This is a genomic window from Amycolatopsis sp. NPDC051373 (assembly GCF_040689465.1).
GTDB lineage: Bacteria > Actinomycetota > Actinomycetes > Mycobacteriales > Pseudonocardiaceae > Amycolatopsis.
Genome location: NZ_JBFBAE010000020.1, coordinates 110,898 through 134,467 on the forward strand (window position 1 = coordinate 110,898; position 23,570 = coordinate 134,467).

The 23,570-nt window shown below is 71.7% G+C and carries 25 protein-coding genes and 1 pseudogene; 17 read left to right on the top strand and 9 right to left on the bottom strand.

The features are described from left to right. The 4 genes from AB0383_RS32590 (at window position 1) to AB0383_RS32605 (ending at window position 4,213) form a co-directional block, all read left to right on the top strand. Window positions 1–1,254, top strand: a complete 1,254-nt coding sequence (locus AB0383_RS32590; protein ID WP_364184814.1) for a cytochrome P450 — start codon at window positions 1–3, stop codon at window positions 1,252–1,254. Continuing rightward, window positions 1,251–1,445 (top strand): ferredoxin, encoded by a 195-nt coding sequence (locus AB0383_RS32595; protein ID WP_220242096.1) that lies wholly within the window; start codon window positions 1,251–1,253, stop codon window positions 1,443–1,445. Before AB0383_RS32590 ends, AB0383_RS32595 begins: the two co-directional genes overlap by 4 nt. Further along, the gene (locus AB0383_RS32600) at window positions 1,442–3,367 is read left to right on the top strand and encodes an FAD-dependent oxidoreductase (protein WP_366189357.1); all 1,926 of its coding nucleotides are present in this window, start codon (window positions 1,442–1,444) and stop codon (window positions 3,365–3,367) included. The genes AB0383_RS32595 and AB0383_RS32600 overlap by 4 nt, the downstream gene beginning before the upstream one ends. Before the next feature lie 153 nt (window positions 3,368–3,520). After that, on the top strand, window positions 3,521–4,213 hold the full coding sequence (locus AB0383_RS32605) for a TetR/AcrR family transcriptional regulator (RefSeq protein WP_364184818.1): 693 nt from the start codon (window positions 3,521–3,523) through the stop codon (window positions 4,211–4,213). 42 nt (window positions 4,214–4,255) lie between these two features. On the opposite strand, the gene AB0383_RS32610 is transcribed toward AB0383_RS32605, so the two are convergent. From AB0383_RS32610 to AB0383_RS32620, 3 genes are all read right to left on the bottom strand, one after another. Beyond that, window positions 4,256–5,056, bottom strand: coding sequence for an alpha/beta hydrolase (locus AB0383_RS32610; protein ID WP_364184820.1), 801 nt, complete (start codon window positions 5,054–5,056; stop codon window positions 4,256–4,258). A gap of 90 nt (window positions 5,057–5,146) precedes the next feature. Continuing rightward, entirely contained in the window at window positions 5,147–6,295 is a 1,149-nt protein-coding gene (locus AB0383_RS32615; RefSeq protein ID WP_364184822.1) for an acyl-CoA dehydrogenase family protein, read from the bottom strand. Between the two features lie 258 nt (window positions 6,296–6,553). After that, window positions 6,554–7,300, bottom strand: coding sequence for a transglycosylase family protein (locus AB0383_RS32620; protein WP_364184824.1), 747 nt, complete (start codon window positions 7,298–7,300; stop codon window positions 6,554–6,556). 474 nt (window positions 7,301–7,774) lie between these two features. Here AB0383_RS32620 and AB0383_RS32625 point away from each other — a divergent pair. After that, a pseudogene (locus tag AB0383_RS32625) lies at window positions 7,775–8,194 on the top strand (nitroreductase family protein); the annotation flags it as partial. A 158-nt stretch (window positions 8,195–8,352) separates the two neighbouring features. Here AB0383_RS32625 and AB0383_RS32630 read toward each other — a convergent pair. After that, a complete protein-coding gene (locus AB0383_RS32630) occupies window positions 8,353–9,081 on the bottom strand; it encodes an SDR family oxidoreductase (RefSeq protein WP_364184826.1) in 729 nt (242 codons plus the stop codon). Between the two features lie 79 nt (window positions 9,082–9,160). Between AB0383_RS32630 and AB0383_RS32635 the strand changes: the two genes are divergently transcribed. The 5 genes from AB0383_RS32635 to AB0383_RS32655 all read left to right on the top strand — a co-directional run bounded on the left by AB0383_RS32635 (window position 9,161) and on the right by AB0383_RS32655 (window position 14,199). Continuing rightward, the gene (locus AB0383_RS32635) at window positions 9,161–9,859 is read left to right on the top strand and encodes a helix-turn-helix domain-containing protein (protein WP_364184828.1); all 699 of its coding nucleotides are present in this window, start codon (window positions 9,161–9,163) and stop codon (window positions 9,857–9,859) included. A gap of 142 nt (window positions 9,860–10,001) precedes the next feature. Continuing rightward, window positions 10,002–11,495 (top strand): glycosyltransferase family 39 protein, encoded by a 1,494-nt coding sequence (locus AB0383_RS32640; RefSeq protein WP_366189358.1) that lies wholly within the window; start codon window positions 10,002–10,004, stop codon window positions 11,493–11,495. Window positions 11,496–11,633: 138 nt separating this feature from the next. After that, the gene (locus AB0383_RS32645) at window positions 11,634–12,260 is read left to right on the top strand and encodes a DedA family protein (protein WP_364184831.1); all 627 of its coding nucleotides are present in this window, start codon (window positions 11,634–11,636) and stop codon (window positions 12,258–12,260) included. A 31-nt stretch (window positions 12,261–12,291) separates the two neighbouring features. Then, a complete protein-coding gene (locus AB0383_RS32650; RefSeq protein WP_364184833.1) occupies window positions 12,292–13,128 on the top strand; it encodes an undecaprenyl-diphosphate phosphatase in 837 nt (278 codons plus the stop codon). A 714-nt stretch (window positions 13,129–13,842) separates the two neighbouring features. Continuing rightward, window positions 13,843–14,199 carry a polysaccharide deacetylase family protein gene (locus AB0383_RS32655; protein WP_364184835.1) on the top strand — a complete coding sequence of 119 codons (357 nt, stop codon included), beginning with the start codon at window positions 13,843–13,845 and terminating at the stop codon, window positions 14,197–14,199. A gap of 235 nt (window positions 14,200–14,434) precedes the next feature. Here AB0383_RS32655 and AB0383_RS32660 read toward each other — a convergent pair whose 3' ends face one another. The 3 genes from AB0383_RS32660 to AB0383_RS32670 are packed head-to-tail and all read right to left on the bottom strand — an operon-like array spanning window position 14,435 to window position 15,977. Then, a complete protein-coding gene (locus AB0383_RS32660; RefSeq protein ID WP_364184837.1) occupies window positions 14,435–15,442 on the bottom strand; it encodes a M56 family metallopeptidase in 1,008 nt (335 codons plus the stop codon). Window positions 15,443–15,446: 4 nt separating this feature from the next. Beyond that, window positions 15,447–15,806: a BlaI/MecI/CopY family transcriptional regulator gene (locus AB0383_RS32665; RefSeq protein WP_364184839.1), complete on the bottom strand. Its 360-nt coding sequence runs from the start codon at window positions 15,804–15,806 to the stop codon at window positions 15,447–15,449. Between the two features lie 27 nt (window positions 15,807–15,833). After that, window positions 15,834–15,977 (bottom strand): hypothetical protein, encoded by a 144-nt coding sequence (locus tag AB0383_RS32670; RefSeq protein WP_364184841.1) that lies wholly within the window; start codon window positions 15,975–15,977, stop codon window positions 15,834–15,836. Between the two features lie 160 nt (window positions 15,978–16,137). Between AB0383_RS32670 and AB0383_RS32675 the strand changes: the two genes are divergently transcribed. The 4 genes from AB0383_RS32675 (at window position 16,138) to AB0383_RS32690 (ending at window position 18,381) form a co-directional block, all read left to right on the top strand. Further along, window positions 16,138–16,647: a hypothetical protein gene (locus tag AB0383_RS32675; protein WP_364184843.1), complete on the top strand. Its 510-nt coding sequence runs from the start codon at window positions 16,138–16,140 to the stop codon at window positions 16,645–16,647. Window positions 16,648–16,699: 52 nt separating this feature from the next. After that, window positions 16,700–16,861 carry a hypothetical protein gene (locus tag AB0383_RS32680; protein ID WP_364184845.1) on the top strand — a complete coding sequence of 54 codons (162 nt, stop codon included), beginning with the start codon at window positions 16,700–16,702 and terminating at the stop codon, window positions 16,859–16,861. A gap of 29 nt (window positions 16,862–16,890) precedes the next feature. Further along, window positions 16,891–17,793: an LLM class flavin-dependent oxidoreductase gene (locus AB0383_RS32685; RefSeq protein ID WP_364184847.1), complete on the top strand. Its 903-nt coding sequence runs from the start codon at window positions 16,891–16,893 to the stop codon at window positions 17,791–17,793. A gap of 171 nt (window positions 17,794–17,964) precedes the next feature. Beyond that, a complete protein-coding gene (locus AB0383_RS32690; protein ID WP_366189383.1) occupies window positions 17,965–18,381 on the top strand; it encodes a beta-ketoacyl synthase N-terminal-like domain-containing protein in 417 nt (138 codons plus the stop codon). A gap of 370 nt (window positions 18,382–18,751) precedes the next feature. On the opposite strand, the gene AB0383_RS32695 is transcribed toward AB0383_RS32690, so the two are convergent. Next, window positions 18,752–19,336, bottom strand: a complete 585-nt coding sequence (locus AB0383_RS32695; protein WP_366189359.1) for a TetR/AcrR family transcriptional regulator — start codon at window positions 19,334–19,336, stop codon at window positions 18,752–18,754. Window positions 19,337–19,441: 105 nt separating this feature from the next. Here AB0383_RS32695 and AB0383_RS32700 point away from each other — a divergent pair, with 105 nt between their 5' ends. Beyond that, the gene (locus AB0383_RS32700) at window positions 19,442–20,491 is read left to right on the top strand and encodes an aldo/keto reductase (protein ID WP_366189360.1); all 1,050 of its coding nucleotides are present in this window, start codon (window positions 19,442–19,444) and stop codon (window positions 20,489–20,491) included. 131 nt (window positions 20,492–20,622) lie between these two features. Here AB0383_RS32700 and AB0383_RS32705 read toward each other — a convergent pair whose 3' ends face one another. Then, window positions 20,623–21,474: an SDR family NAD(P)-dependent oxidoreductase gene (locus AB0383_RS32705; protein WP_366189361.1), complete on the bottom strand. Its 852-nt coding sequence runs from the start codon at window positions 21,472–21,474 to the stop codon at window positions 20,623–20,625. A gap of 147 nt (window positions 21,475–21,621) precedes the next feature. Here AB0383_RS32705 and AB0383_RS32710 point away from each other — a divergent pair, with 147 nt between their 5' ends. Together AB0383_RS32710 and AB0383_RS32715 are read left to right on the top strand one after the other, a co-directional pair. Then, window positions 21,622–22,455, top strand: coding sequence for a helix-turn-helix transcriptional regulator (locus tag AB0383_RS32710; protein WP_366189362.1), 834 nt, complete (start codon window positions 21,622–21,624; stop codon window positions 22,453–22,455). A gap of 215 nt (window positions 22,456–22,670) precedes the next feature. After that, the gene (locus tag AB0383_RS32715) at window positions 22,671–23,507 is read left to right on the top strand and encodes a helix-turn-helix domain-containing protein (protein WP_366189363.1); all 837 of its coding nucleotides are present in this window, start codon (window positions 22,671–22,673) and stop codon (window positions 23,505–23,507) included. Window positions 23,508–23,570: the final 63 nt, after the last annotated feature.

Below are 23,570 nucleotides of genomic sequence, written 5' to 3' on the forward strand. Positions count from 1 at the left end.
ATGTCTGCCACCGAAAACCCCGCAGTCCCCGACGACCTGCTCGAGCCGTCCGCGAGCGCCGACCCTTATCCCGTGCTGCACGAGCTGCGCGCCGCGGACCCGGTGCACTGGAGCGAGAAGCACCGCGCGTGGCTGCTCACGCGCTACGAAGACGTCTCGGCGGCGTTCCAGAACAAGGCGTTCTCCAGCGACCGCGTCCGGCCGCTGCTCGCCGCGCGCGCCGAGCGGCCCGACCAGCCGGAGGCGACGACCGCGGTGCTCGGGCTGATGGCGAGCTGGATGGTCGTGTCCGACCCGCCGGCGCACACCCGGCTGCGCAAGCTCGCCGCGGGAGCGTTCAAGGGCCAGGGGATCGCGCGGATGGACGGGATGATCACCCGGATCGTCGACGAGCACATCGACGGCTTCCTGCGCGGCTCCGGCCCGCAGGACCTGATCGAGCACATCGCGTATCCCTTGCCCACCACCGTGATCGCCACGATGCTCGGCGCGGCGCCCGAGGACCGCGACCGCTTCCGCGAGTGGTCCGACGAGCTCGCGCTGGTCGCGTTCGGCGCCGGCGGCACCGCGCGGGCCGAACGGCACGAACGGGCGTTGCGGGGCCTGCGGGAGATGGACTCCTACATCCGTGAGCTCATCGCGAAGCGCCGCACCGACCCGGGCGAGGACATGCTGTCCGCGCTCATGGCGCACGACGGCGACGCCGACCACCTCTCCGACGACGAGCTCGTGGCCATGTGCGCCCTGCTGCTGTTCGCCGGCCACGAAACCACGACCAACTCCATCGCCAACTCGTTGCTCGCCCTGCTGCGGCGGCCAGACCAGCTCGACCGGCTGCGCCAGGATCCGGCGCTGATCGGTCCCGCGGTCGAGGAGCTGCTGCGGTTCGACGGGCCGATCAAGGTCCTGATCCGCTGGGTCGTCGCGCAGACCGAGGTCGGGGGACGGACGATCGCGCCCGGCGAACGCGTCCACCTCGTGCTGGCCGCCGCCAACCGCGACCCGGCGAAGTTCACCGACCCCGACTCCCTGGATCTCGGCCGCGCGCCCAACCCGCACCTGGCGTTCGGCAAGGGCATCCACGCTTGCATCGGCGCGCAGCTCGCGCGGATGGAGACAAGGATCGCGGTGGGCCGGATCCTCGCCCGCATGCCCGGACTCGCGCTCGCCGGCGATCCACAGTGGAAGGCGAGCCTGGCGTCGCGGGCCATGGAGACTCTCCCCGTCTCGCACGGCGCCGGGAGGACCTCGTGAAGATCGGCCAGGTGCCCGACGTCTGCCAGGGCCACGCGCAGTGCTACATCATCGACCCGGAGCTGTTCCCTCTCAACGACGACGGCTTCTCCGGCGTCGCCGCGGAACAGGAGGTGCCGCCGGGGGAGGAGGACACCGCCGAGATGGGCGTCGAGGCGTGCCCGGTCGCGGCGTTGCGGATCCTGCCGTGAGCGCGCTGGACGTCCTGTTCACGCCGGTGCGGGTCGGCCGGCTGACGTTCGGCAACCGGCTCGTGATGGCGCCCATGGGCACGTGCCTGGACCAGGGCGGCTATATCACCGACGACACGGTGGCCTACTACCGGCGCCGCGCCGAGGGTGGCGTCGGCGCGATCACGGTCGAGGGCTGCCTGGTTTCCGCGGACACGGTCGGGCCCGAGCCGCGCCTGTGCGCGCCGCAGTTCGTGCCGGGGCTGCGGCGGATCGTCGAGGCGGTGCGCCCGCACGGATCCGTGGTGGGCGTGCAGCTCATGCACCCGGGCCGCCAGGTGGTCGCCGGCCCGTCCGTGGCGCCGTCGCCGGTCCCGCTGAACTCGGCCGCGCCCACTCCGCACGAGCTGACCGGGCCCGAGATCGAGCGGATCGTCGCCGACTACGCGCAGGCGGCGAGGTTCGCGGCCGAGGCGGGCTTCGACTATCTGGAGGTGCACGGTGCGCACGGGTATCTGCCCTCGAACTTCCTGTCGCCTCGGCACAACCTGCGCACCGACGGCTACGGCGGGAGCCTCGAAAACCGGGCCCGGTTCTCGCTCGAAGTGGTGCGCGCGATCGTCGCGGCCGTGGACCTCCCGCTCGTCTGGCGGCTCAACGGGACCGACGCCGAGCCCGGCGGGTTCGACCTGGACTCGGCCGTCGCGGTGGCGAAAATGCTGGAGGACGCGGGTGTCGCGTCGATCTCCGTGTCGTCGGGCACCTGGCTGACCCTGCACGAGACGCTGGCGCCGATGGCGGTGCGGCGTGGCCACATGCGCCCGCTCGGCCAGGCCGTGCGCCGGGCCGTGTCGGTGCCGGTGATGGCCGTCGGCCGGCTGGACGACCCGGCGCTGGCCGCCGAGATCGTGGCTTCCGGCGACGCGGACCTGGTGCTGCTCGGCCGTGGATTGATCGCCGAACCGGACTGGCCGGACCTCGTGCGCGCCGGCCGGCTGGACGAGGTGCGTCCGTGCATCGCGTGCAACGCCTGCGTGGACCTCGTCGGCCGCGGCGAGCGGGCGCGGTGCTCGGTGAACCCGGAGGTGGGGCGCGAGCTCACGTGGTCCGTCGAGCCGGCCGCGGCGCCGCGACGCGTGATGGTGGTGGGCTCCGGGCCGTCGGGGCTGGAGGCCGCGCGGATCGCCCGGCTGCGCGGGCACCGCGTGTCCGTGTGGGAGGCCGACGACGCGCTCGGCGGCAAGCTGTCCGTGGCGGGGGCGGCGCCCAGCAAGCGGGAAGTGTTGCGGTTCCGGGATTTCCAGGCTCGCCGGCTGGCCGAGCTGGGGGTCGAGATCCGCACGTCGGCACGCGTCTCCGCGGGGACGGTGGCCGAGGAGCGGCCGGACGTCGTGGTCGTCGCGACCGGCGCGGTTCCGTTGGTGCCGCCTGTGCCCGGCATCGACGGGCCGGACGTGCACGACGCGCAACGGCTGCTGCGCGGCGAGATCGAGGTGGCGCCCGGGACCCGGCTGGTGGTCGTCGGCGGCAGCGCCACCGGGTGCGAGACCGCGGAGCTGATGCGGGCCCGGGGCGCCGACGTGACGATCGTCGAGATGCGCGGGAGCATCGGCCGCGGCATCGAGGCGATCACGCGGCGGCAGCTGGTGAAACAGCTGCGCCACGACGGTGTCCGCATTTTCACGAAGGCTGTGGTCGTCGGGATCGAGCCAGGCCTTGTGCGTTGGCGCGCGGCCGACGAGGACACCGGCGACACCGCGCCCGAGGAGACCGTGCCGGCCGATCTCGTCGCCCTGGCCATCGGCTGGTGCGCGACCGGCCCGCAGGTCGCCGCCGAGCTCGCGGCCGACGGCATCGACGTCCGCATCCTCGGTGACGCCGAAACCCCGGCGGATTTCGTGCGCGCGATCAACGCCGGCGCGGACACGGGGCTCGCCGTCTGAGTGCCGGCCGCTCGCCGACGGTAGCGTGATCGCCACCCGCCGGGGCCACGGCCGGTGGTTGACTAATCGGTCGTTTGGTAGATTGATGGTTTCGAAAGGTCCGCTCGTGCCCAGTGCGCCCGGCGGCGAAGCTCACGAATGAGGGTGGTCCGGGTGCGGCAGCCGGCGGGCAGGGCGGAGCGGCGCGGCGGTGGTTCGCGCAAACCCCGTGAGGAACGGTGGGCGGAGCTGTTCGCCGTCGCCACCGAGGTCTTCTACGAAAAGGGCTACGAAGGCGCTTCGCTGCAGCACATCGCCGACCGGCTGGGGCTGCTCAAGGGGAGTCTCTACTACTACATCCACTCGAAGGAAGACCTCCTGTTCGAGGTCATGAGCGAGGTCCACCGCCAGGGTCTCGCCAACATCGTCGAACTGGCGAGCCGGCCGGGTGACCCGTTGCAGCGCCTGCGCAACGTGGTGATCGGGCACGTCGACCACATGTGCAGCAACCTCACGGGGACCACCGTGTTCCTGCACGAGATGGCGGCGCTGCCGGAGGAACGGCAGGCCGAGATCCTCGGCGGCGAGCACGCGTACCGCTCGGTGTTCCTCGACCTGGTCCAGAAGGGCAAGGCCGAAGGCCTGGTGCGCGCGGACATCGACCCCAAGCTGGCGAGCCTGTCGATCCTGGGGTCGGTGAACTGGGTGTACCGCTGGTTCCGGCCCGGGGGCGAGTTCACGCCGAAGCAGATCGGTGAGCACTTCGCGGACCTGATCGTCCACAGTCTCGCGGCCGACGGCGTGCTGTCGGCCGAAAAGCCCGCCAAACCCAAGCGGGGCAAGGAAACCACGGCGTCGGACAGCTGACTCGCCGCGAGCCGGGTGGTCCCGGCCCGCAGCGGGTGAGGGTCAGGCGTCGAGGAATTTCCGCAGCACGGCGTCGAACTGCTCGGGCTGCTCCAGGAACGGGCAGTGCGCGGCCTTCCCGATGATCTCCAGCCGGGATCCGGCGATGTGCTCGTGCAGGTAGGGCGCGTTGCCCGCCGGCACCGCGACGTCGTCCGCGCCCGTGATGACCAGCGTCGGGACCTTGATGAGCTCCAGCACGTCGCGGTAGTCCTGGATGATGAAGCCCCACGACGCCAGCGCCATCGCCGCCTGATCGCAGCGGCGCATCTCGGCCAGCGTGGCTTCACGGTCCTCAGGTGAAAGCGGGGCGGCGAAGAACGCCGGCAGCAGGCTTTCCGCGGCGGCGCCGAAGTCGCTGCCGACGAGCCCGACCCAGCCCAGCAGGCCTTCGAGGTCGGCGAAACCCAGGTCCCAGCCCTCGGACTTCAGCAGCTTCGGGCTCGCGCCGACCAACGTCAGCGTGCGCAGGCGGTCGGTGCCGAACAGTTCGACGTACTGCAGGGCCGTGGAGCCGCCGCCGGACCAGGCCACCAGGTGCACCGGCGCGTCGCCCGTCCACGCCACGACCTCGGCGAGATCCGCCGCGAGCCGTGCGGTCCGCTGGCCGCGGGTGGTCTTGTCCGACTCGCCCTGCCCGCGCGGGTCGTAGGACACGACCCGGAACGAGGCGGTGAGTGTCTCGAACTGCTTGCGGAACCACCACGTGGAGACGCCCCAGCCGGGCAGGAGCAGCAGGGTGGGGCCGGCTCCTTCGTCCCGGACGTGCAGCCGGGTGCCGTCGCGCATCGTCAGGTCGGGCATCGTTGCCTCACTCGAATCTACCGGTCGTTTGGTGGCCGAGCTTAGCAGTGGCGCGGGCCACATCCAAGACGGACGCGTCGCCCGCTCGGGTCAGAAGCCCAGCGAGCGGCCGATGATCTCTTTCATGACTTCGGTGGTGCCCGCGTAGATGGTCTGGATCCGGCTGTCGGTCCAGGCCCGGGCGATGGGGTACTCGGCCATGTAGCCGTAGCCGCCGTGCAGCTGCACTCCGCGGTCGACGACGCGCTGGCACAGCTCGGTGGTCCACCACTTCGCCTGTGCCGCCTCGACGGCGTCCAGCTCGTCGCGGCTGTGGGCGAGCAGCAGCCGGTCGACGTAGGACTGGGCGATCTCGGTCTCGGTTTTCATCTCGGCCAGCACGAACCGGTTGTGCTGGAACGAACCGATCGGGCTGCCGAACGCCTCGCGGCTCTTCGCGTACTCCACGCACAGCTCGTAGGCCCGGCGAGCCTGCGCGGTGGCCTGCACGGCGACGGCGAGGCGCTCCTGGCTGAGGTGGTTCATCATCAGGTAGAAGCCGCGGCCCTCGTCTCCGAGGAGATTGGCCGCCGGTACGCGGACGTCGTCGAAGAACAGTTCGGCGGTGTCGGCGGCGTGCTGCCCGACTTTGGCCAGCTTCGCGCCGCGGCGGAACCCCGCGCGGTCGGCCTCGACGACCAGCAGCGAGATCCCCTTGCGGCCCGCCGCGGGGTCGGTTTTCACCGCGGTGATGACGAGGTCGGCGTTGAGGGCGTTGGTGATGAAGGTCTTGGCGCCGTTGACGACGTAGTGCTCGCCGTCGCGCACGGCGCGCGTGGTGATTGCCGCGACGTCGGAACCCGCGCCAGGTTCGGTCATCGCCAGCGCGAGGATGGCCTCGCCGGCGACCACGCCGGGCAGCCAGCGGGCGGCCTGCTCGGCCGTGCAGTGGTCCACGAGGTAGGGCAACGCGATGTCCGCCTGCAGCGACAACCCGAGGCCCGCGCCCAACACGTCCGCGGCGGCCAGCTCCTCGTTGAGGATGGCGTTGAAGCGGAAGTCCGCGCTGCCGCCTCCGCCGTGCTCCTCGGGCGCGGAGATCCCGAGCAGCCCGACTTTCCCGGCGGCGCGGAACAGCTCGCGGTCGACGCGGCCGGCGGCCTCCCACCGTTCACGGTGCGGAACCACCTCGGTCGCCACGAACCGCCGGACGCTGTCCCGGTACGCCTCGTGTTCGGCGTCGTACACCGCGCGCTGCACCGCCCCACCCCGCTTCTGTCGGCTGGGGCGAAACTACCTGACGTCTGTTTGGTGAGCAAAGGCGGCGGATGGTGCCTGCCGGCGGGGACGAGCGGGGTAGACGGGCCGGTGTTCCCACAACGAGAGCCCGCCAACCCCGCGCGCCTTCCGCCGCGAACTCGCCGAAGGTGCCCGAGCGCACCGCGGCGGGGGATCCGCGGTGGCTCGCCGTCCGCGTCCGCGGCGCCCGGGGGAAAGCGGCGCGGACGCGGACGAGGGTCACTTCGTGGCGATCTTCTGTCCGACCAGGATCAGGTCGGCATCGGGGACGTACGCCGAGTTCAGCTGCTGCAGGTGCTGCCAGCCACCGGCGACGCCGGTGCGCGCGGCGATGCCCGACAGGGTGTCGCCCGCGACGACGGTGTAGTCGCCGTTGGGGTTCGACCGCGTCGCACCGGCCGCGGGCGTGCTCTTGACCTGTGGCTTGACCTGCGGCTTGACCTGCTGCTTGACCTGCGGCTTCGCCTTGGCCTTGAGCTTGGTCTTCGCCTCGGGCTTGGCCGCCTTGGCCTTGCTGTGGCCGGTGGCGGCGCCGCTGTTGGCGGACCCGGTGCTCAGCTGGCCCGAGAACGAGCCGAAGCCGGCCGGGCCGGAGCCCGTTTTGCACTCCCACGGCGCCGAACCCGACCTGGCGTAGATCCGGTCCGCGACGACCTGCTGCTGGGCGGGGGACGCCTTGTCCGCGGTCGGGGCGAACTGGCCGCCACCGTTGGCGAGCCAGGTCTTGGTCACGATCTGGAACAGACCGGCCGGGCGTCCGGCGCGCTGGCCGGCCGCGGTGTTGTTGACCGCGGTCGGGTTGCCGGAGCTCTCGCACTTGACCAGTCCGGCCTGCCCGGGGAAGGCGTTGGCCGTGCCGGCGCCGACGAGGCCGATGCCGCCGAGCGCGGCGCTCGCGAGAGCCGCGGTCGCGCCGGTGCGTTTCAGGACGGTTTTGGTGTGGCTGGGTTTGCTGTGTCGCCCCACGGGGGTGGGCTCCTTCGTTTTCACACCGCGCGCCGGGCTCCGCGGCCAGGGGAGGGCCGCGTCTGCCGGAGTCTCGCGGTGGCTTCCGGCCGCTGATCCTCGGGGGTGGATCGCAGGTCACCGCGAAAGCACGAGCAGGTTAAGAACAAGCAACGACATGTGTACAGAGTCCGTGGGAAGCGACACAGATCAACTGGCGGCGTAGTGATCGTGCGACGGTGTGTCATGTCAAATCGGTGTCAGTCGGTGAGTAGATCTTGGCTCAGTGCAAGCAAAATCCAGTTGTGCGGATGTCGATTCGGCATGAAACCGGTTGCGGAGAAAAATTTCCCACTTGCCGTGTGGTTCGCCAAGCGGCACTAGTTTTCGCGGCTGGAGTGTCACGTTCGACTGTTCGCGAAACCCCAGCGGGCACGGTGGATCTTGCGCCATGCTGATCACATGGAGTTCTCCGAGGTTCTGCGCCACCGGCGGATGGTCCGGGCCTACCGGCCCGACCCCGTACCCGAAGACGTCCAGCGCCGCGTGGTGCGGGTGGTTCGCCGCGCGCCGAGTGCCGGTTTCAGCCAGGGGCACCGGCTCGCGGTGATCACCGCGCCCGACGTCCGCGCCCGCATTGCCGAGATCGCCGAGCAGCCGTATCTCGACCTCGGCCTTCCGGCGTGGATCTCGGAGGCGCCCGTGCTCATCGCCGTCGGGATCCGCGAGGCGTCGTACCACGAGCGCTACCAGGAATCCGACAAAACCGACGAGGAAGGTGCGGAAGGCGAGTGGACCGTTCCGTACTGGTGGTTCGACAGCGGCGCGCTGCTGTCCCTGCTGCAGCTCGCCGCCACCGATGAGGGTCTCGCGACGGGGTTCTTCGGCCCCGGTGAGCGCTCCCAGTTCGAGGCCGTCCACGCGCTCACCGGGTTCGCCGAAGACGTGGCGCTGACGGGTGTTCTCACGCTCGGGTTACTCGGCCGAAGACCCCGACGCGCCGCCGAGCGGCAGTGCTGGAAAGCGCCGGAAGCTGCCGCTGGACGAGCTGATCACCTGGCTCGGCTGAGCCGTCAGGCCAGGTTCAGGCCACCGTCGACGGTCAGTACGGCGCCGGTCGTGTACGGGCTGTTCAGCAGGCTCAGCACGGCGGCCGCCGCGTCTTCGGGCGCGCCCAGCCGGCCCAGCGGCGCCCGCTCGCCGACGGTGTCGCGCAGGTCCGTCCAGTCGTGGGTGAGCGGGGTGTCGATGTAGCCGGGGGCGATCGCGTTGACGCGGATCTCGGGCGCCAGCGCGACCGCGAGCAGCTTGGTCAGGTGGATCAGGCCGGCTTTGCTGACCGCGTACGGGATCGAGCTGCCGCTCACGGTGAGCCCGGCCACCGACGCCACGTTGACGATCGTGCCGCGGGTGGCTCGCAACGCGGGCGCGGCGGCGCGCGAGAGGTGCCAGGGACCGAGCAGGTTGACGCCGAGGACCTGGTCCCACCATTCGTCCGGCACGGCGTCGAGGTCCCGGTGCGGGATCTGCCGCGCGATGCCGGCGTTGTTCACGACCACGTCGAGCCGGCCCCACCGCTCGACGGCCGCGGCCACCAGCTCCGGAGCCACCCCGGGGTCGGAGATGTCGCCGTCCACGTACACGGCGTCCGGAAGCTCCGCGACGAGCGCGTCGCCCGCCTCGGGTTTGCCGAAATCGTGCACCACGACGCGGTGCCCCTGCCCGGCCAATGCGCGGCACACGGCGCCGCCGATGCCCCCGGCCGCGCCGGTCACCAGCGCCACCGGGCTTTTCGTCGTCACGTGACGGCTCCCTCCGTTCTCGTACCATTGTAATGCGCCGACTATTGACTGACTCGGTCAGTCAATTAATACTGGGCCCGTGCGAGGGAGAGTGCCGGCGCGGCCGGTGGGGGAGATCGCCGAGGCGGCGGCCCGGGTGTTCATGGCCAAGGGCTACCAGGCGGCCGGGGTGTCCGACGTGTCCGCGGCCCTCGGGCTGAGCCACGGCGCGGTCTACAACTACGCCAAGAGCAAGGAAGCGTTGCTGTACCTGGCTTTGCTGCGCCTGATCCGACCGGACGCGCTGGACACGCTGGCCACCCCGGTGCCCACGCCGACGCCGGAGGAGATCGTCGCGCTGATCGACGGCTGGGCCACTGACGGCAGCGGCCTGCCCGCGCTGGCCGCGTCCGCCGGCCGGCGGCAGCGACCCGTTGCCGACGAGCTCGGCGGGATCGTCGACGAGCTCTACGGCTTCATCGAACGCAACCGTCCCCTGCTCGCGCTCGTCGAACGATGCGCGGCCGACCTCCCTGAGCTCGCGCAGTACTACTTCGTGCAACGGCGCCGCGGCATGCTCGACACCCTCGCCGACTACCTCACCCGGCGGATCCGCTCCGGCGCGCTGAGCGCCGTCCCCGACGTGCCGGCCGCGGCGCGCTTCATCGTCGAGACCATCGCGTGGTTCGCCTGGCACCGCCTCGGCGACCCCGACTCCGCCCGCCTCGACGACGACGCCTGCCGGGCCACGGTCCGCCATCTGGTGCTGGCCGCGTTCGTACCCCGTCCCTCGCCCTGACGTGAAGGTCGAGATGTCCTTCGCGGCAAAGGAAAGTCCGCGAGGGACAAATCGCCCGTCCACGCCTGCCGTGCCACGGTCGGCCACCTCGTGCCGGCCGCGTTCGTGCCCCGTCCCCGTCCTGACCGGAAGGCGAGAAGCCATGCATGACACGGGAAAGCTCGAAACCGACAGGCCGCGCGCCCGAGCCGAGCGGCTGGCGTGGCGCCCGGTGCTGGCGGTGGTCGTGGTGGCCGGGGTTGTGCACCTGGCGGTGGCGGCCCGCTTCGGCTGGCACCGCGACGAGTTCTACTACGTGGTCTCCGGCCGGCACCTCGCCTGGGGCTACCCCGACCAGCCGCCGCTGACGCCGTTGCTGGCGCGGCTGGCCGCCGACCTGCCGGGTGGTGTCCTGCCCCTGCGGGTGCTCGCGATCGCCGCGCAGCTGGGCTGCGTCCTGCTGGCCGCCAAGCTCGCGGCGGAGTTCGGCGGCCGCGCTCGTGCCCAGACCATCACGGCCGCGGCGATCGCGGCGTGTCCCGTGTTCGTCGCAGGCTCGATGTTGTTCGGTACCACGGTGACGGACCAGCTGGCCTGGGCCGCGGTGTTCGTCACGGTGGCGAGGGCGCTGCGGTCGGGCACCGTCCGCGCGTGGCTCGTGGCCGGCGCGGTGGCCGGGGTCGGGCTGGAGAACAAGTACACCGTCGGGGTGCTGCTGCTCGGTGTTGTCGTCGGGTTGGCCCTCTTCCGGCGCACTGTGCTGCGGGCCCCCGGGCCGTGGCTGGCCGGTGCGCTGGCCGCGGTGCTGGTCGCGCCCAACGTGGTGTGGAACGCGCAGCACAGCTGGGCGCAGTTCCGCATGGCCGGCGTGCTCTCGGCCGAGCAGGGCGGGCCGCTCGGGGCCCTGTCGAACGTGCCGCTGCTGCTGCTGGTACTCGCCGGCCCGCCGCTGATCGCCATGTGGATCTTCGGGGTGCGGTGGCTGGCCGGGAACCGTGATCACCGGTGGGTGCTCGTCGTCGCGGTGACCGCCGTGGTCGTCTTCACCGCGGGCGGCGGCAAGAGCTACTACGCGGCGCCGGCCTTGATCGGCCTGTTCGCCGCCGGCGGGGTGTGGGCCGAAACCCGGTACGCGGCCACCCCGCGACGATGGCGGATCGCGATCGCGCTCTCGGGGGTGTTCGCGGTGCTGATCGGACTGCCCGTGTTGCCGGTGAGCGCGGAACGTGTGTTCGCCTCGGTCAACCCGCAGCTGGTGGAGACCTACGGCTGGCCCGATTTCGTCCGTCAGGTCACAGCCGTCGCCGACACCCTGCCGCGCGGCTCCAGCGTCTTCACCAGCAACTACGGCGAAGCCGGCGCCCTGACGCTCCTCGGACCTGACGCGGGCCTGCGTCTGCCGGTTTCCAGTGCGCACAACGGTTACCTCCTGTGGGGCCCGCCCGCGGGCACCCCGGACTCCGTGCTGTGCGTGGGGGAGCGGGGCCCGGACTACCTGCGCCGCTTCTGGTCCGACGTTCGCGAGATCGCGCCCATCACCACCCCGGGCGGCGTCGCGAACGAAGAAACCACGAACCACGCGGCGATCTACCTGTGCCGCCAACCCCATGGCACCTGGGCGCAGCTGTGGCCGCCGGGACTCAGCCATCTCGACTGAGCGCCTCAGCGGCCGCAGCCGGGCGCGCAGGCCGAGCCTCACTCCGGGATGGGGGCTGATCGCCGTTGAAACGACAGTGGTGTAGAAATACTACATCGTTGTCGAAGATCTGGGCTCCCGGGGAAGGCGGTCGGCTGCATGAATCCGTTGAGCGCCACGTCGTGGCTCTCGAGCCTCGGCACGGCGGGGGTGTTCCTCGTCCTGTTCGCCGAAACCGGCCTGCTGATCGGGTTCTTCCTGCCCGGTGACTCGTTGCTGTTCACGGCCGGGCTGTTCTGCACCACCAGCGCCACGGCGGCCGTCCACCTGTCGCTGCCGCTGGTGCTGGTGGCCGCGGTCGCCGGGGCCCTGCTGGGTGCGCAGGCCGGGTTCGTGCTCGGCCGCCGCGGGGGCCGGGCGCTCTTGGCGCGCACGGGTAACGCGCACCTGCATCGCGGGATGAGGAGGGCCGAGGAGCTGTTCACGCGTTACGGTCACGCGAGGGCGATCGTCCTCGCCCGGTTCATCCCGGTCGTGCGCACGGTGCTCAACCCGCTCGCGGGCGTTCTCGACGTGCCCGCGCGGACGTTCACGCTGTGGCAGGCCCTCGGCGGGCTGTTGTGGTCGGTCGGCGTCACGGTCGCCGGGTACCTTCTCGGGGCGAGCATCCCGGGGATCGACCAGTACCTGCTGCCGATCATCGCGCTCGTGGTGATCGTTTCGCTGATCCCGCTGGCGCTCGAAGTTCTCCGGAGCAGCAAGCAGAGCCGCGGCGGCGGGTCCTGATGTTCTCGTTGCATGGCAAAGGAAAAGTGAAGTGAGCGCGATCGACCTCGGCCAGTCCGTGATCCTCGGGATCGTGGAAGGCCTGACCGAATTCCTGCCCGTGTCCTCCACGGGCCACCTGAAGATCGCCGAGGGGCTGCTCGGCATTCCGGTCGACGACCCGTCGGTGGTGGGGTTCACCGCGGTGATCCAGGTCGGTGCCATCGCCGCGGTGTTGGTGTATTTCTTCCGCGACATCGTGCGGTTCACGGCGGCGTGGGGCCGCGGGCTGGTCAACACGGAGGCGCGCCGGGAGCACGACTACAAGTTCGCGTGGTGGGTCATCCTCGCCACGATCCCGATCGTGGTCGCGGGGTTGTTGTTCCAGTCGCTGGTGAAGGGACCGCTCGCGTCGTTGTGGGTGGTCGCGATCTCGCTCATCGCCGGAAGCGCGATCATGTGGGCGGCGGACCGGTTCGGGACTGGCAAACGCGGTGAGGCCGAGTCGACGTTCGCCGACGCGATGCTGGTCGGCTCGTCGCAGATCCTCGCGCTGCTGTTCCCCGGGTTCTCCCGTTCCGGCGCCACGATCTCGACTGGGCTCCTGCGCGGCCTGGACCGGGTCGCCGCCACGCGGTTGTCGTTCTTCCTGTCGATCCCGGCACTGACCGGCGCCGGCCTCTACGAGCTGAAAGACGCCCTCGGCGGCGGCCTCGACGTGCTGCCGCTCCTGGTCGGGACGGTCGTGTCGTTCGTCGTGGCCTACGCCTCGATCGCCTGGCTGCTGAAGTTCGTCGCGGCGCACACGTTCACTGCGTTCGTGATCTACCGGGTCGTCGTGGGGGTCGCGCTGCTGGCCGCGCTGGCCTCGGGCGTGCTGTCGGCCTGAGCCCGCGCCGGGCCGGCGCGGGGTCAAAAGCGCGGAACCGGCGGGCCTGGTGGGGTATCTGACGGATCCCTCGGTGCACCGGCTGTGCGTGAGCGCGGGCCGACCTGACCGTGGCACCCAACGAGACGGCGGCACGGCAGGCGCGACTGGGGCGCGGGCTGCGTGCTGGTCGCGCCGCCACCGGTCGCGCCCGCGCTCCGGCCGGTCGCCGGCGCGGCAGAGCGGACGCGGCAAAGGTTCGCGCACGGCCTGCCCGCGGATCGCGCGCTGGCCCTGGTCATGGCGGGTCCTGGGGCGTCGGCGAAGTCGAGCGGACGGTGGCCCATCTGCGCGCCGACGGCTCGGCCGAGCCCGTGTTCGTCTGCGGCCGCAACGACGCGTTGCGCGACCGCCCGCGGAGCGCCGGCCTCCGGCACGCGTTCGGGTGGGTGGACACGATGGCCGACCTGATGCGCGCGTGCGACGTCGTGATCCAGCCCGCGGGCGGGCTCACGGCTGCCGAAGCCCTTGCGACGGGCTGCCGGTGCCGACCTACCGCTTCCTGCCCGGCCGCGGCCGCGCCAACGCCGTGCTGGACCAGGAGAGCGGGGTGCCGAGGGTCGGACCCCGGACGCCGGACCCCGGACGCGCCCGGCCCGGCGTTGCGTGCCGCGCTGACCGGTGCCCCCGTGCCCCCCTGCAGCCCCTGCCGTCCCTGCCGGTCGGTGTGGCCGGGTGATCCGCGCGGCTGCTCTGGGCGGCATCGCCGGCCACGCCGCTCCGGCTGCGTTGTTCTTGCCGGCCCTGCGCACCGCCGCGCTGGCGGGAGTGGGCGACCCCGGCCACGTCGCGCTCACGTTAGACGACGGGCCGTATCCTCGCTCGACGCCGCGTTTCCTCGCGCTGCCGGCGAAAGCGGGGACGCGGGCGACGTTTTTCGTGCTCGGCCGTGAGCTCGCCCGTTGCCCGGAGCTCGGGCGCGAGATCGTCGCCGCCCGGCACGAGGCCGCAGTGCACGGCTGGGACCACCGCTGGTTCCTGCGCCGTTGCCCTCAGGACTTCACGACGACCTCGCGCGCACGGCCGAGCTGATCACCGACTCACCGGCGCCCGGCCGCGCCCTATGGAGGTGTTTCGACGAGCTCCCTGGTCACCGCGCGGAAGCTGGACCTGCGGCCCGTGCTGTGGACGACCTGGGGGTTCGACTGGGCCCGCCCGTGCGACCCCGGCGTCGGTGGCCGCGACAGTCCACACGGGACTTCGCCCCGGTGGCACGATCCTGTTGCACGACTCCGACGTCGCTTCCTCGACCGTCGGTTCGTGGCGCTCAGCGCTCGGCGCACTCCCGGCGGTCCCGGCCGGCCGCGCGGATCGCGGCCTCGCGGTGGGGCCGCGGTGCGACCACGGAGCCGGAAACGCACGAGGCCAGCTGGGCGGCCTCGATGTCGGCGTGCAGCGCGATCGCGGCGTGCGCGCCGGCGCCGGCGGACCAGCCGCAACAGCCGAGCACCACGGCGACGGCCAGCCAGGTCAGCACCACGCGCAGGCGCGGCGGTGACGCGGGGGCGTCGAGCAGCGCGCGCACCCGCTGCGGCACCGGGCCGCCGCCCGCGGCGAGCGCGTACGAGCCGTGCCCGCGGTCCGCCAGCGCGGCCTTGGCCACCGCCGTCGCGACCACGCGCCGGTCGCCGACGCCGGACGCGGCGGCTTCGTCGGCCCAGCGTTCCATCGCGAACCGGGCCGCCGCCGTCAGCGGGCGAACGAGCGGGTTCACCGCCGTGGCGAGAACGCCGGCCGCGGCATAACTCGGATGACGCAACCGCAGGTGCGCCCGCTCGTGCTGCAGGAGAGCGGCCCGCTCGCCGGGTTCGAGCGCGGCGAGCATCCCGGTGGACACGGCGATGCGGCCGCCGCGCCCGGCGATGGCGAACGCCACGGGCTCCGCTCCCGGCAGGACCACTACGCCGCCTTCGCGGGAATGCTCGTCCAGCTCCGCGTGCACCCGCCGGTACCAACGCCAGTGGAGTTGGCACGCGTGCGCGGCCGCGAGCGCCGCGGCGATCAGCAATGCGCAGCAGACGATCGCCACCGGGATCGGCACGTCGGCGGTGAACGTCGCGGGAGTGAAGTCACCCAGCTCGGCGACGACGGGCACCAGCGACAGCCCGGCGAGCGCGCCCACGGCCAAAGCCCCGACGCTGCCCGCCGCGAACACCAGCGCCAGGAACGTCAGCAGCCGCGTCGCGCCCCGCGGGGACAACCGCGGCGCGAGCCAGCGGGCCACCGGCCACGACGCCACCGGGAGGACGAGCGGAACGAGCAGGCCGGCGCCCACGGTCTCACTCGCCTTTTCGGTCGTGCTGAAGGAGGTTGAGCAGCGCCTGCTCGTCGTCGGCCGACAGGTTCGACACGAACCGGGCCAGCACGCTCTCGCGGTTGGCCTCTCCGTCGAGCACCGCGCGCATCCGCCGCGCCGCCAGTCCCGGGGCGTCTTCCGCCGGGCTGTAGACGAACATGCGGCCCCGCTTCTCCCGCGTGACGACGTCCTTGTCGTAGAGCCGGGACAGGATCGTCACCACGGTGGTGTAGGCGAGCGTGTCGTCGCCGAGCCGTTGCCGCACGTCCGCCGCGGACGCCGCCCCGTGCTGCCAGAGCACGGCCAGCACCTCGGCTTCGAGCTCACCAGGTCCCCTGCGCATGGCCTGAATCTACACTGGTGTCGTAGTTCACGGTGCCGTCGGCGGCCGGAACCGGAGCGACGCGGCGAAGAAGTCACGCTGGCCGGCCTGCGGGTAGCGGGTGAGGTTGCCGGGCATCGTCGGCAGGAGCTTGTCCGGCGCGTCGGGGCGGTCGCAGGTGAAGATGACCATCGGGGAGTGGATGTCGAGCTCCCTGCCTGCCGGATGCAGGCTTGGACCATGGCGTCGGCGAGAGTGCGCAGGGTGAGGCCGGTGCCGCCGACGTAGAGGAGGTTGCCGGCGCGGTCGGTGCCGAGGCCCGGGCGCCAGGTGTACTGGAACTGAGCCGCACGTGCTCGCCGTACTTCGCGGACAGGTCGTCTGGTGCATCACGCGGGTGGACGACCAGCCCGCGGCGTTCGTCGACGACCGCGCGTTCACCGTGATCGGCATCCTCGGCGACGTCGGCCTGGACCTGGACCGCGCGCTGGACACCTCCGTCGTGCTCCCGCACACCACGACGGCCGACCGGCTGGCGGCCGGCGCGCCGACGAAGGTCCTCATCCGCACGGACCTCGGCGCGGCGAGCCTGATCGCCCGCCAGGCGCCGATCGCGTTGAGCGCCAGCGGGCACGACTCGCTGCAGGTCCTGGCGTCGCCGGACCCGGCGAGCCTGCGCGGCGGCGTCGAGCACGACATCAACGGGCTGTTCGTGGTGCTCGGGCCGGTCTCGCTGGTGGTCGGCGCGATCGGCATCGCCAATGTCACCCTGGTGAGCTTGCTGGAACGCGTTGGCGAGATCGGGCTCCGCCCCTCGCGCGCCGCCGGCACATCGCGGCGCAGTTCCTCGTGGAATCGGTGACCGTGGGCTGTTCGGCGGCCTGCTCGGCAGCAGCGCGGGGATCATCGCCACGGTGGTCGTCTCCGCGGTGAACGGCTGGACCCCGGTGCCGGACCTGTCCCTCGCCGCGGGCGCGCCGGCGACGGGCGCGTTGGTCGGGCTGCTCGCCGGACTGTACCCGGCGATGCGGGCCGCGCGCATGGAACCGGTGGAGACGCTGCGTTCGGGCACCTGAGGCGCTCGGTGGCCGTAGGATCGGTGATCATGAGGTACGCGATCGCGATTCCGCAGTACTACTCCGACGGCTCGTTCGATCCCGGTGCGTTCCGGGACTACCTGGTGCACGCGCAGGAGGCGGGCTTCCACAGCGCGTGGACGCAGGAGGCCGTGTTCGGCAGGCGCCCGCAGCTGAGCCCGATGGAGGCGATGACCTTCGCCGCCGCGTGCACCGACACCCTCCGGCTGGGCTGCACGGTGTTCGTGTCCACGCTGCACATCCCCGCGCAGCTGGCGAAGAGCACCAGCAGCCTCGACCAGCTGTCGCGGGGCCGGCTCGAGGTCGGCGTCGGCTCCGGCGGCAAGAACCGGCCGTTCCCGGCGTTCGGCATGCGGCCCGAGCGCTACCTGGCCCGGTTCACCGAAGGCGTCGAGCTCCTCAAACAGCTGTGGACACAGGACAGCGTCGACCACGACGGCGAGTTCTGGCAGCTGTCCGGCGCGACGATCACACCGCGCTCGTTCCAGAAGCCGCACCCGCCGCTGTGGTTTGGCGGCAGCGGGCCGAAGGCGCTGAGGCGCGCCCTCGACCTGGGCACGGGGTTCTTCGGCGCGGGCTCGACCCCGACTGCCGACTTCGCCGAGCAGGTGCGGTTCGTCCGGGCGCAAGGCGATCGCCCGGACTTCGAGATCGCCAAACGCGTCTACCTCGCGGTCGACGCCGACGCCGCACGCGCCCGGGAACGCGTCAACGCCGAGCTCACCGGGCTCTACGGCGGCCTCCCGCCCGCCATCGAAGCCGCCGCGATCGCCGGCACCCCGGACGACTGCGTCCGCGCCGTCCGCGAGGTCATCGACGCCGGCGCCGAGCTCATCCTGTTCACCCCGCTGTACGACCAGGCCCGGCACGCGGACGTGATCGCGAAGGAGATCATCCCGGCCTTGAGGTGACTGTCACGCCGGTGCCCTGAAACGGCTTCGACGGGTTCGGCGATGACCTCCGGTTGCCCCGCGGGAAAACGTGGCGTGAAGGGCATTCGGAGCGCCCGGTTGCCATCGCTGTCGTGACCACGCCTGGGGAAACGCCCCCTCGGCGCCGAGGCCCAGCAGGCCATCCGGCGCCTGACGGGGTTCGACCCGCGGTCGTGGCTGTCCACAGTGGCGCGCACGACCGACATCACGACGCAGATGGCCGTCGCGGCCGCCGACGAAGCCCTGGCCGCCGCAGGGCTGCTCGAGGATTCCGTGCCGGGCCCGGCCGGCGCCGATCCCGACCACGCGGCCGTCGTCCTCGGCACGGCCACCGCCGGGTTGACCACGCTGGAGACGCCGGCCGAGGTCCTGGCCCGGCTGGGCGACCGCAAGATTTCCCCTCACCTCGTGCCGATGGTGATCCCCCACGCGGGTGCCGCGGCGCCGAGCGTGCGCTACAGCGCGAGCACCATCACCACCGCCTGCGCGGCCGCCACCGACGCCATCGCCGCGGGGCCAGGCTCGTCGCCTCGTGTGCCGCCGACGTCGTCCTCGCCGGTTGCGTGATTCCAGCATCACGCCGACGTTGACCGCGGGGTACACCAACATGCGTGCGCTGACGCCCGCCGGCTTCTCCCGTCCGTTCGATGTGGACAGAGACGGAACCGGCGCCTCGGAGGCGAGCGGCGTGCTCGAACCCCTGGAGAAAGCGCTTGCTCGCGGCGCAGTCTTGACCATTTCCTGCAACGCGACTCAGGCTCGTCGAGCGTCGGCGGCGCAGACCTGGAACACCCTTCGAGGCCCCTACTACTTCGTATTTCCCGGCGCCGACCGGTCCCGTGGCGAATACCCTCGGCAAATCGCTCTTCGACGCTTCAGTCTGACGACGGAACTGCACCCGCCGACCGGAAAGCCCGCCCGCCAGGCTCGCTCCACCTCAGACCGGCCGCGGCGGCGCCTGCAACCCCGAGAAAACCGCCGCCACAAGACGCCGCCCCTGTGCCGCACCGGCGTCGTTGTTCGGGACTCGCCAGAGGAAGCTCATCAGCAGGATGATGTCCGCCGGGTCGTGACCCGGTGCGATGGTGCCCTCCGCGACGCAGGCGTCGACGAGCTTCGTCACCGCCGCGGTGGTCGGGGCCCAGGAGGCAGTGATCACGTCCTGGGCGGCGGCGCTGTGCAGCGCGTCGCCGAGGCCGTGCTTGATGCGGATGTACGCGGCGAGCGTCTCGAACCACTCGATGAAGGCGGCCTTCGCCGACGGCTGACGGGCCAGGACCTCGTCGGCGGTGGTGGTGAGGCGGTCGATGTCGTGCTGGTAGGCCGCCAGGATCAGGTCCTCGCGGGTGGGGAAGTGGCGGTAGAGCGTCCCGGCGCCGACGCCGGCGCGCTTGGCGACCTCGCTCAGCGGCACGAGGGGGTTCTGCCCGAACAGTTCGTGCGCGGCTTCGATGATCGCGACCCGGTTGCGCGCGGCCGCTTTGCGCTGTGTGCCGTAGGTGCTCGGCGTCCCGTCGGTCATGCCTCCGATCATGCCTCACCTTTGACTCGCGGAGAATCCTCCGCTAGTTTCGAAGGTACTTGTGGAGGATCCTCCGCGAGTTTGCCTCGACAGGAGACACTCCCCATGCGTTATGTGAAGCTCGGTACCACCGGCCTCGATGTCTCGCCCATCGCGATCGGCGCGATGACCTACGGCGAGCCGGACCGAGGCCACCCCGTCTGGTCCCTGGGCGAGCAGGACGCCCGCCCGCTGATCAAGCACGCTCTCGAGGCCGGCATCAACTTCTTCGACACCGCCAACATGTACTCGAACGGGTCCAGCGAAGAGATCCTCGGCCGCGCGCTGAAGGACTTCGCGGATCGCGACGACGTCGTCATCGCCACCAAGCTGCGCCACCCGATGCGTCCCGGTCCCAACGGTAGGGGGCTCTCGCGCAAGGCGATCATGTCCGAGGTCGACCACTCGCTGCGGCGGCTCGGCACCGACTACATCGACCTGTACCAGGTGCACCGCAACGACCACGCGACGCCGCTGGAGGAGACCCTCGAGGCCCTCGGCGACCTCGTGAAGCTGGGCAAGGTGCGCTACCTGGGCGCGTCCTCCATGCACGCCTGGGAATTCGCGAAGGCCCTGCACGTGCAGCGCGAGCACGGGTGGGCGCGGTTCGTGTCGATGCAGGACCACTACAACCTGCTGCAGCGCGAGGAGGAGCGCGAGATGATCCCGCTGTGCCTCGACGAGGGCGTTGGCACGATCATCTGGAGCCCGCTCGCGCGCGGCCGCCTGGCCCGCGCCTGGGACGACGCCAAGGCCACCGTCCGAGCCACGACCGACGGCGACTACGCCGACCTGCTCTACTCGCCCGCGGAAGAGGCGTCGAACCGCGCGATCGCGGACGCCGTCGGCCAGGTGGCCGCCGCCCACGGTGTGAGCCGCGCGCAGATCGCCCTGGCCTGGCTGCACCGCCAGCCGGTGGTGACCGCCCCGCTCGTCGGTGCCGGATCCGTGCAGCAGATCGACGACGCCGTGGCCTCCCTGGACGTCGTCCTCACCGACGACGAGGTCCGCGCGCTCATCACCCCGTACACCCCGCGCCACGACTGGCAGGGCATCTCCGACGAGGCCGAGCTCGACGCCATCCGCGCCCGCGTGCCCGGCATGGCCCTGGCGTAGCCGGCCGGCCGGTGTTCGGCAGGGCAGGTCCACAAGCGACACACCTGGGCCGAGCGAGGCCGGGGATCCCGTGGTACCGGAGCGTTGCGGATCCCAGATCCCCGTGGGAAAACCTGGTGCCGCAGTACCCGTCACAAGCCGCCTGCGGCGTCGGCCGCCGAGCCGTGAGCGGCACGCGGGAGACAGTCCGACTTCTCCCAGCCCTCGAGGCGGCGCGCGTACTCCGCGCGGACCAGGTCCAGGCCGCCGGTGCCGAACAGCACCCGCAGGGGCGGTTCCTCGGCGTCGGCGAGTTCGAGCACGGCTTGGCCGGTGGCTTCGATGTCGCCGGGGACGAAGTTCGTGGCCCTGTCGTCGTGCGCTTCGCGAATGTGGGCGTAGGCGTCGTCGGGCTGGGTCTGCGGGGAGTTGGCGGCCAAGCCCGTCTGGAAGACGATCGGCTCGATGAGCGTCACCTTGATGTTGTAGGGGGCGACCTCCGCCGCGAGTGACTGGCTCACCGCCTCCAGCGCCCACTTCGACGCGTGGTACAGGCCGAGCGCCGGGTAGGCGACGACCCCGCCGAGCGAGGAAACCTGCAGAATGCGGCCGCCGCCGCGGGCACGCATGCCCGGCAGGACGGCACGGGTGGTCCACATCGCACCGAAGTAGTTCGTCTCCATCTGCTCGCGGACCTGCTCGTCCGTGGCTTCCTCCACGGCGCCGACGAGCATGTGCCCGGCATTGTTGACCAGCACGTCGATGCCACCGAAATGCGCCTCGGCCGCGGCCACGGCCTCACGGACGGCCGTCGCGTCCGCGACATCGAACCCCAGCGGCAGCACCTGGTCGCCGTAGGCGTCGACGAGCGGCTTCAGCGACGCGGCATCCCGGGCCGTCGCCGAGAGCCGGTCGCCGCGCTCCAGCACGGCCCGCGCCCACGAAGCGCCCAGCCCCCGCGACGCCCCGGTCAGAAACCAGGTCTTCGGGCCTTGTTCGGTCATCACGTGCTCCTCTGCCGTGGGAAGCCGGTGGTTCCGGCCCCTCGTCCACCACATTCCGGCGCGGGCGGCCACGCAGGCAGAGCGAGCTCTTCCCAGGGACCGGCAGAGTCCCTGGCTGACCGGGGCTTCCGGAGCGACACTGGGCCCATGGACTCCGGACAGCTCTCCCACTTCCTGCGGGTGCGACGCGAGGCGCTCACCCCCGGCGAGGTGGGGGTCACGTCCTCGACGCGGCGCCGCACCCCTGGCCTGCGCCGGGAGGAGGTGGCCGCCCGCGCGGGCATCTCCACCGACTACTACACCCGCCTGGAACAGGCCCGCGCCCCGAAACCGACGTCGTCGGTACTGCGCGGCCTGACCCGCGCGCTGCGCCTGACGCTGGACGAGCGCGACCACCTGTTCCGGCTCGCCGGACACACCGCGCCCGACCGGCTTTCGACCGACGACCACGTTTCCCCCGTGCTCCTCGGCCTCCTGGACCGCCTGCACGACATGCCGGCGCAGGTCATGACCGACCTCGGCGAGGTCCTGGCGCAGAACGAGCTCGCGACCGCCGTCTTCGGCGACCACCTTCAGCTCGACGGGCCGGAACGCAGCGTCGTGTACCGATGGTTCACCTCAGCCGACGGCCGAGCCGCCTACCCGCCCGAAGACAGGGCACAGGAGTCACGGGTACTGGCCGCCGACCTGCGCTCGGCGCTGGTGCGGCGAGGCGACGCCCGAGCGCGGGCACTGGTCGACAAGCTGCTGCGGGACAGCGCGGAATTCGCCGAGCTGTGGTCCGCACACGACGTCGCCGTCCTGCGGAGCCGCCGCAAACGCGTCCTGCACCCCGAAACAGGTCTCCTCGAGCTCGACTGCCAAGCGCTGCTGGAAGAAAACCGGTCCCAGATCCTGGCGGTCTTCGTGCCCGTACCCGGCACGAACACCGCCGACCGCCTCGCCCTTCTCGGCGTACTCCGCGCCGGCCAGGACCACTGACGACCGGCCGGTCAGCGCGTCGGCGTCAAGAGGCGGCCAGGTCGACCGGATACTCGAAGCAGGCCTGTCCGCCGAAGGCCGTCCCGCTCGACGGCACGTGGCTTCCCCGGACCGAGCACACGTAGCCGCGGCCGGGCGCGGCGCACGCCGCCGGGACCGCCGGCGGGTGCGGCGAACTCCTCGCCATCTGAACCCTCGTCGGCCACACTGAGCCGATGGACTACGTCGGCCGGGTGCCCGCGTCGCCGCTGGACCGGTTCATCGACGACATCTACTGCCTGACCGGGGTGCCGCGCCATCGCCGGATGACCGTGCCCCCGATGCCCTCGGCGCATTTGTTCGTCAACCTGGGCGGACCGTTCGTGGTGCGCGATTCCGACGCGCCGCCGGTGCTGGTGGCCGGTGGGTTGTTCGCGGGAGTGCGGACGAGGCGGTTCGTCGTCGAGTACCCCGGCTGGGTGCGGCTGGTCGGGGTGCACTTCAAGCCGTGGGGGATTTCGCCGTTCGTCGACGTGGCGGCGACCGAGTTGCGGGACCGCTGGGTGCCGGCCGACGCCGTGTGGCCGCGGTCCGCGGATCGGCTGCGCGACCGGCTCGGCGACCTCACTTCGGCCACGGAGGCGCTGCGGGTCGTGGAGGAGGAGCTGCGTGCACGGCTGGCCGAGACCGCCCCGCGCGGTCTCGACCTGGTCCAGCACACCGGCAGGTGGCTGGAGACCGCCCACGGCACGATCCCGGTCGGTGCGCTCAGCGATGCGGCCGGCGTCAGCGGCAATCACCTGGCCGCGCAGTTCAAGTCCCACGTCGGGCTCACCCCCAAGCGGGTGGCGCGGATCTACCGCTTCGCGCGGCTGATCCTGTCTGTCGACGCGCGGGGCCCGGTCGACTGGCCGGACCTCGCGCACCGGGCGGGCTACTTCGACCAGGCACACTTCAGCAAGGAGTTCAAGGACTTCACCGGCCACACGCCGACCGGATACCTGACCCTGCGGCGCCGATTGCCGGCCGAGGAAGGGTTCCCGCCGGACAGCGGTCCGATGCCCGCCGAGTGAATTTATACAAGCCCGTCGCCCACCGCGGACGGCAGGATCGGGGCATCCGCGCGAGGAGATCCG

Excerpts from the sequence above, each read along its gene's own strand:
- AB0383_RS32590 (WP_364184814.1), top strand. The coding sequence starts at position 1 with ATGTCTGCCACCGAAAACCCCGCAGTCCCCGACGACCTGCTCGAGCCG.
- AB0383_RS32610 (WP_364184820.1), bottom strand. The coding sequence starts at position 5,056 with ATGCCCGACCTGACGATGCGCGACGGCACCCGGCTGCACGTCCGGGAC.
- AB0383_RS32640 (WP_366189358.1), top strand. The coding sequence starts at position 10,002 with ATGCATGACACGGGAAAGCTCGAAACCGACAGGCCGCGCGCCCGAGCC.
- AB0383_RS32645 (WP_364184831.1), top strand. The coding sequence starts at position 11,634 with ATGAATCCGTTGAGCGCCACGTCGTGGCTCTCGAGCCTCGGCACGGCG.
- AB0383_RS32665 (WP_364184839.1), bottom strand. The coding sequence starts at position 15,806 with ATGCGCAGGGGACCTGGTGAGCTCGAAGCCGAGGTGCTGGCCGTGCTC.
- AB0383_RS32670 (WP_364184841.1), bottom strand. The coding sequence starts at position 15,977 with ATGGTCATCTTCACCTGCGACCGCCCCGACGCGCCGGACAAGCTCCTG.
- AB0383_RS32685 (WP_364184847.1), top strand. The coding sequence starts at position 16,891 with ATGAGGTACGCGATCGCGATTCCGCAGTACTACTCCGACGGCTCGTTC.
- AB0383_RS32695 (WP_366189359.1), bottom strand. The coding sequence starts at position 19,336 with ATGACCGACGGGACGCCGAGCACCTACGGCACACAGCGCAAAGCGGCC.
- AB0383_RS32700 (WP_366189360.1), top strand. The coding sequence starts at position 19,442 with ATGCGTTATGTGAAGCTCGGTACCACCGGCCTCGATGTCTCGCCCATC.
- AB0383_RS32705 (WP_366189361.1), bottom strand. The coding sequence starts at position 21,474 with ATGACCGAACAAGGCCCGAAGACCTGGTTTCTGACCGGGGCGTCGCGG.
- AB0383_RS32710 (WP_366189362.1), top strand. The coding sequence starts at position 21,622 with ATGGACTCCGGACAGCTCTCCCACTTCCTGCGGGTGCGACGCGAGGCG.
- AB0383_RS32715 (WP_366189363.1), top strand. The coding sequence starts at position 22,671 with ATGGACTACGTCGGCCGGGTGCCCGCGTCGCCGCTGGACCGGTTCATC.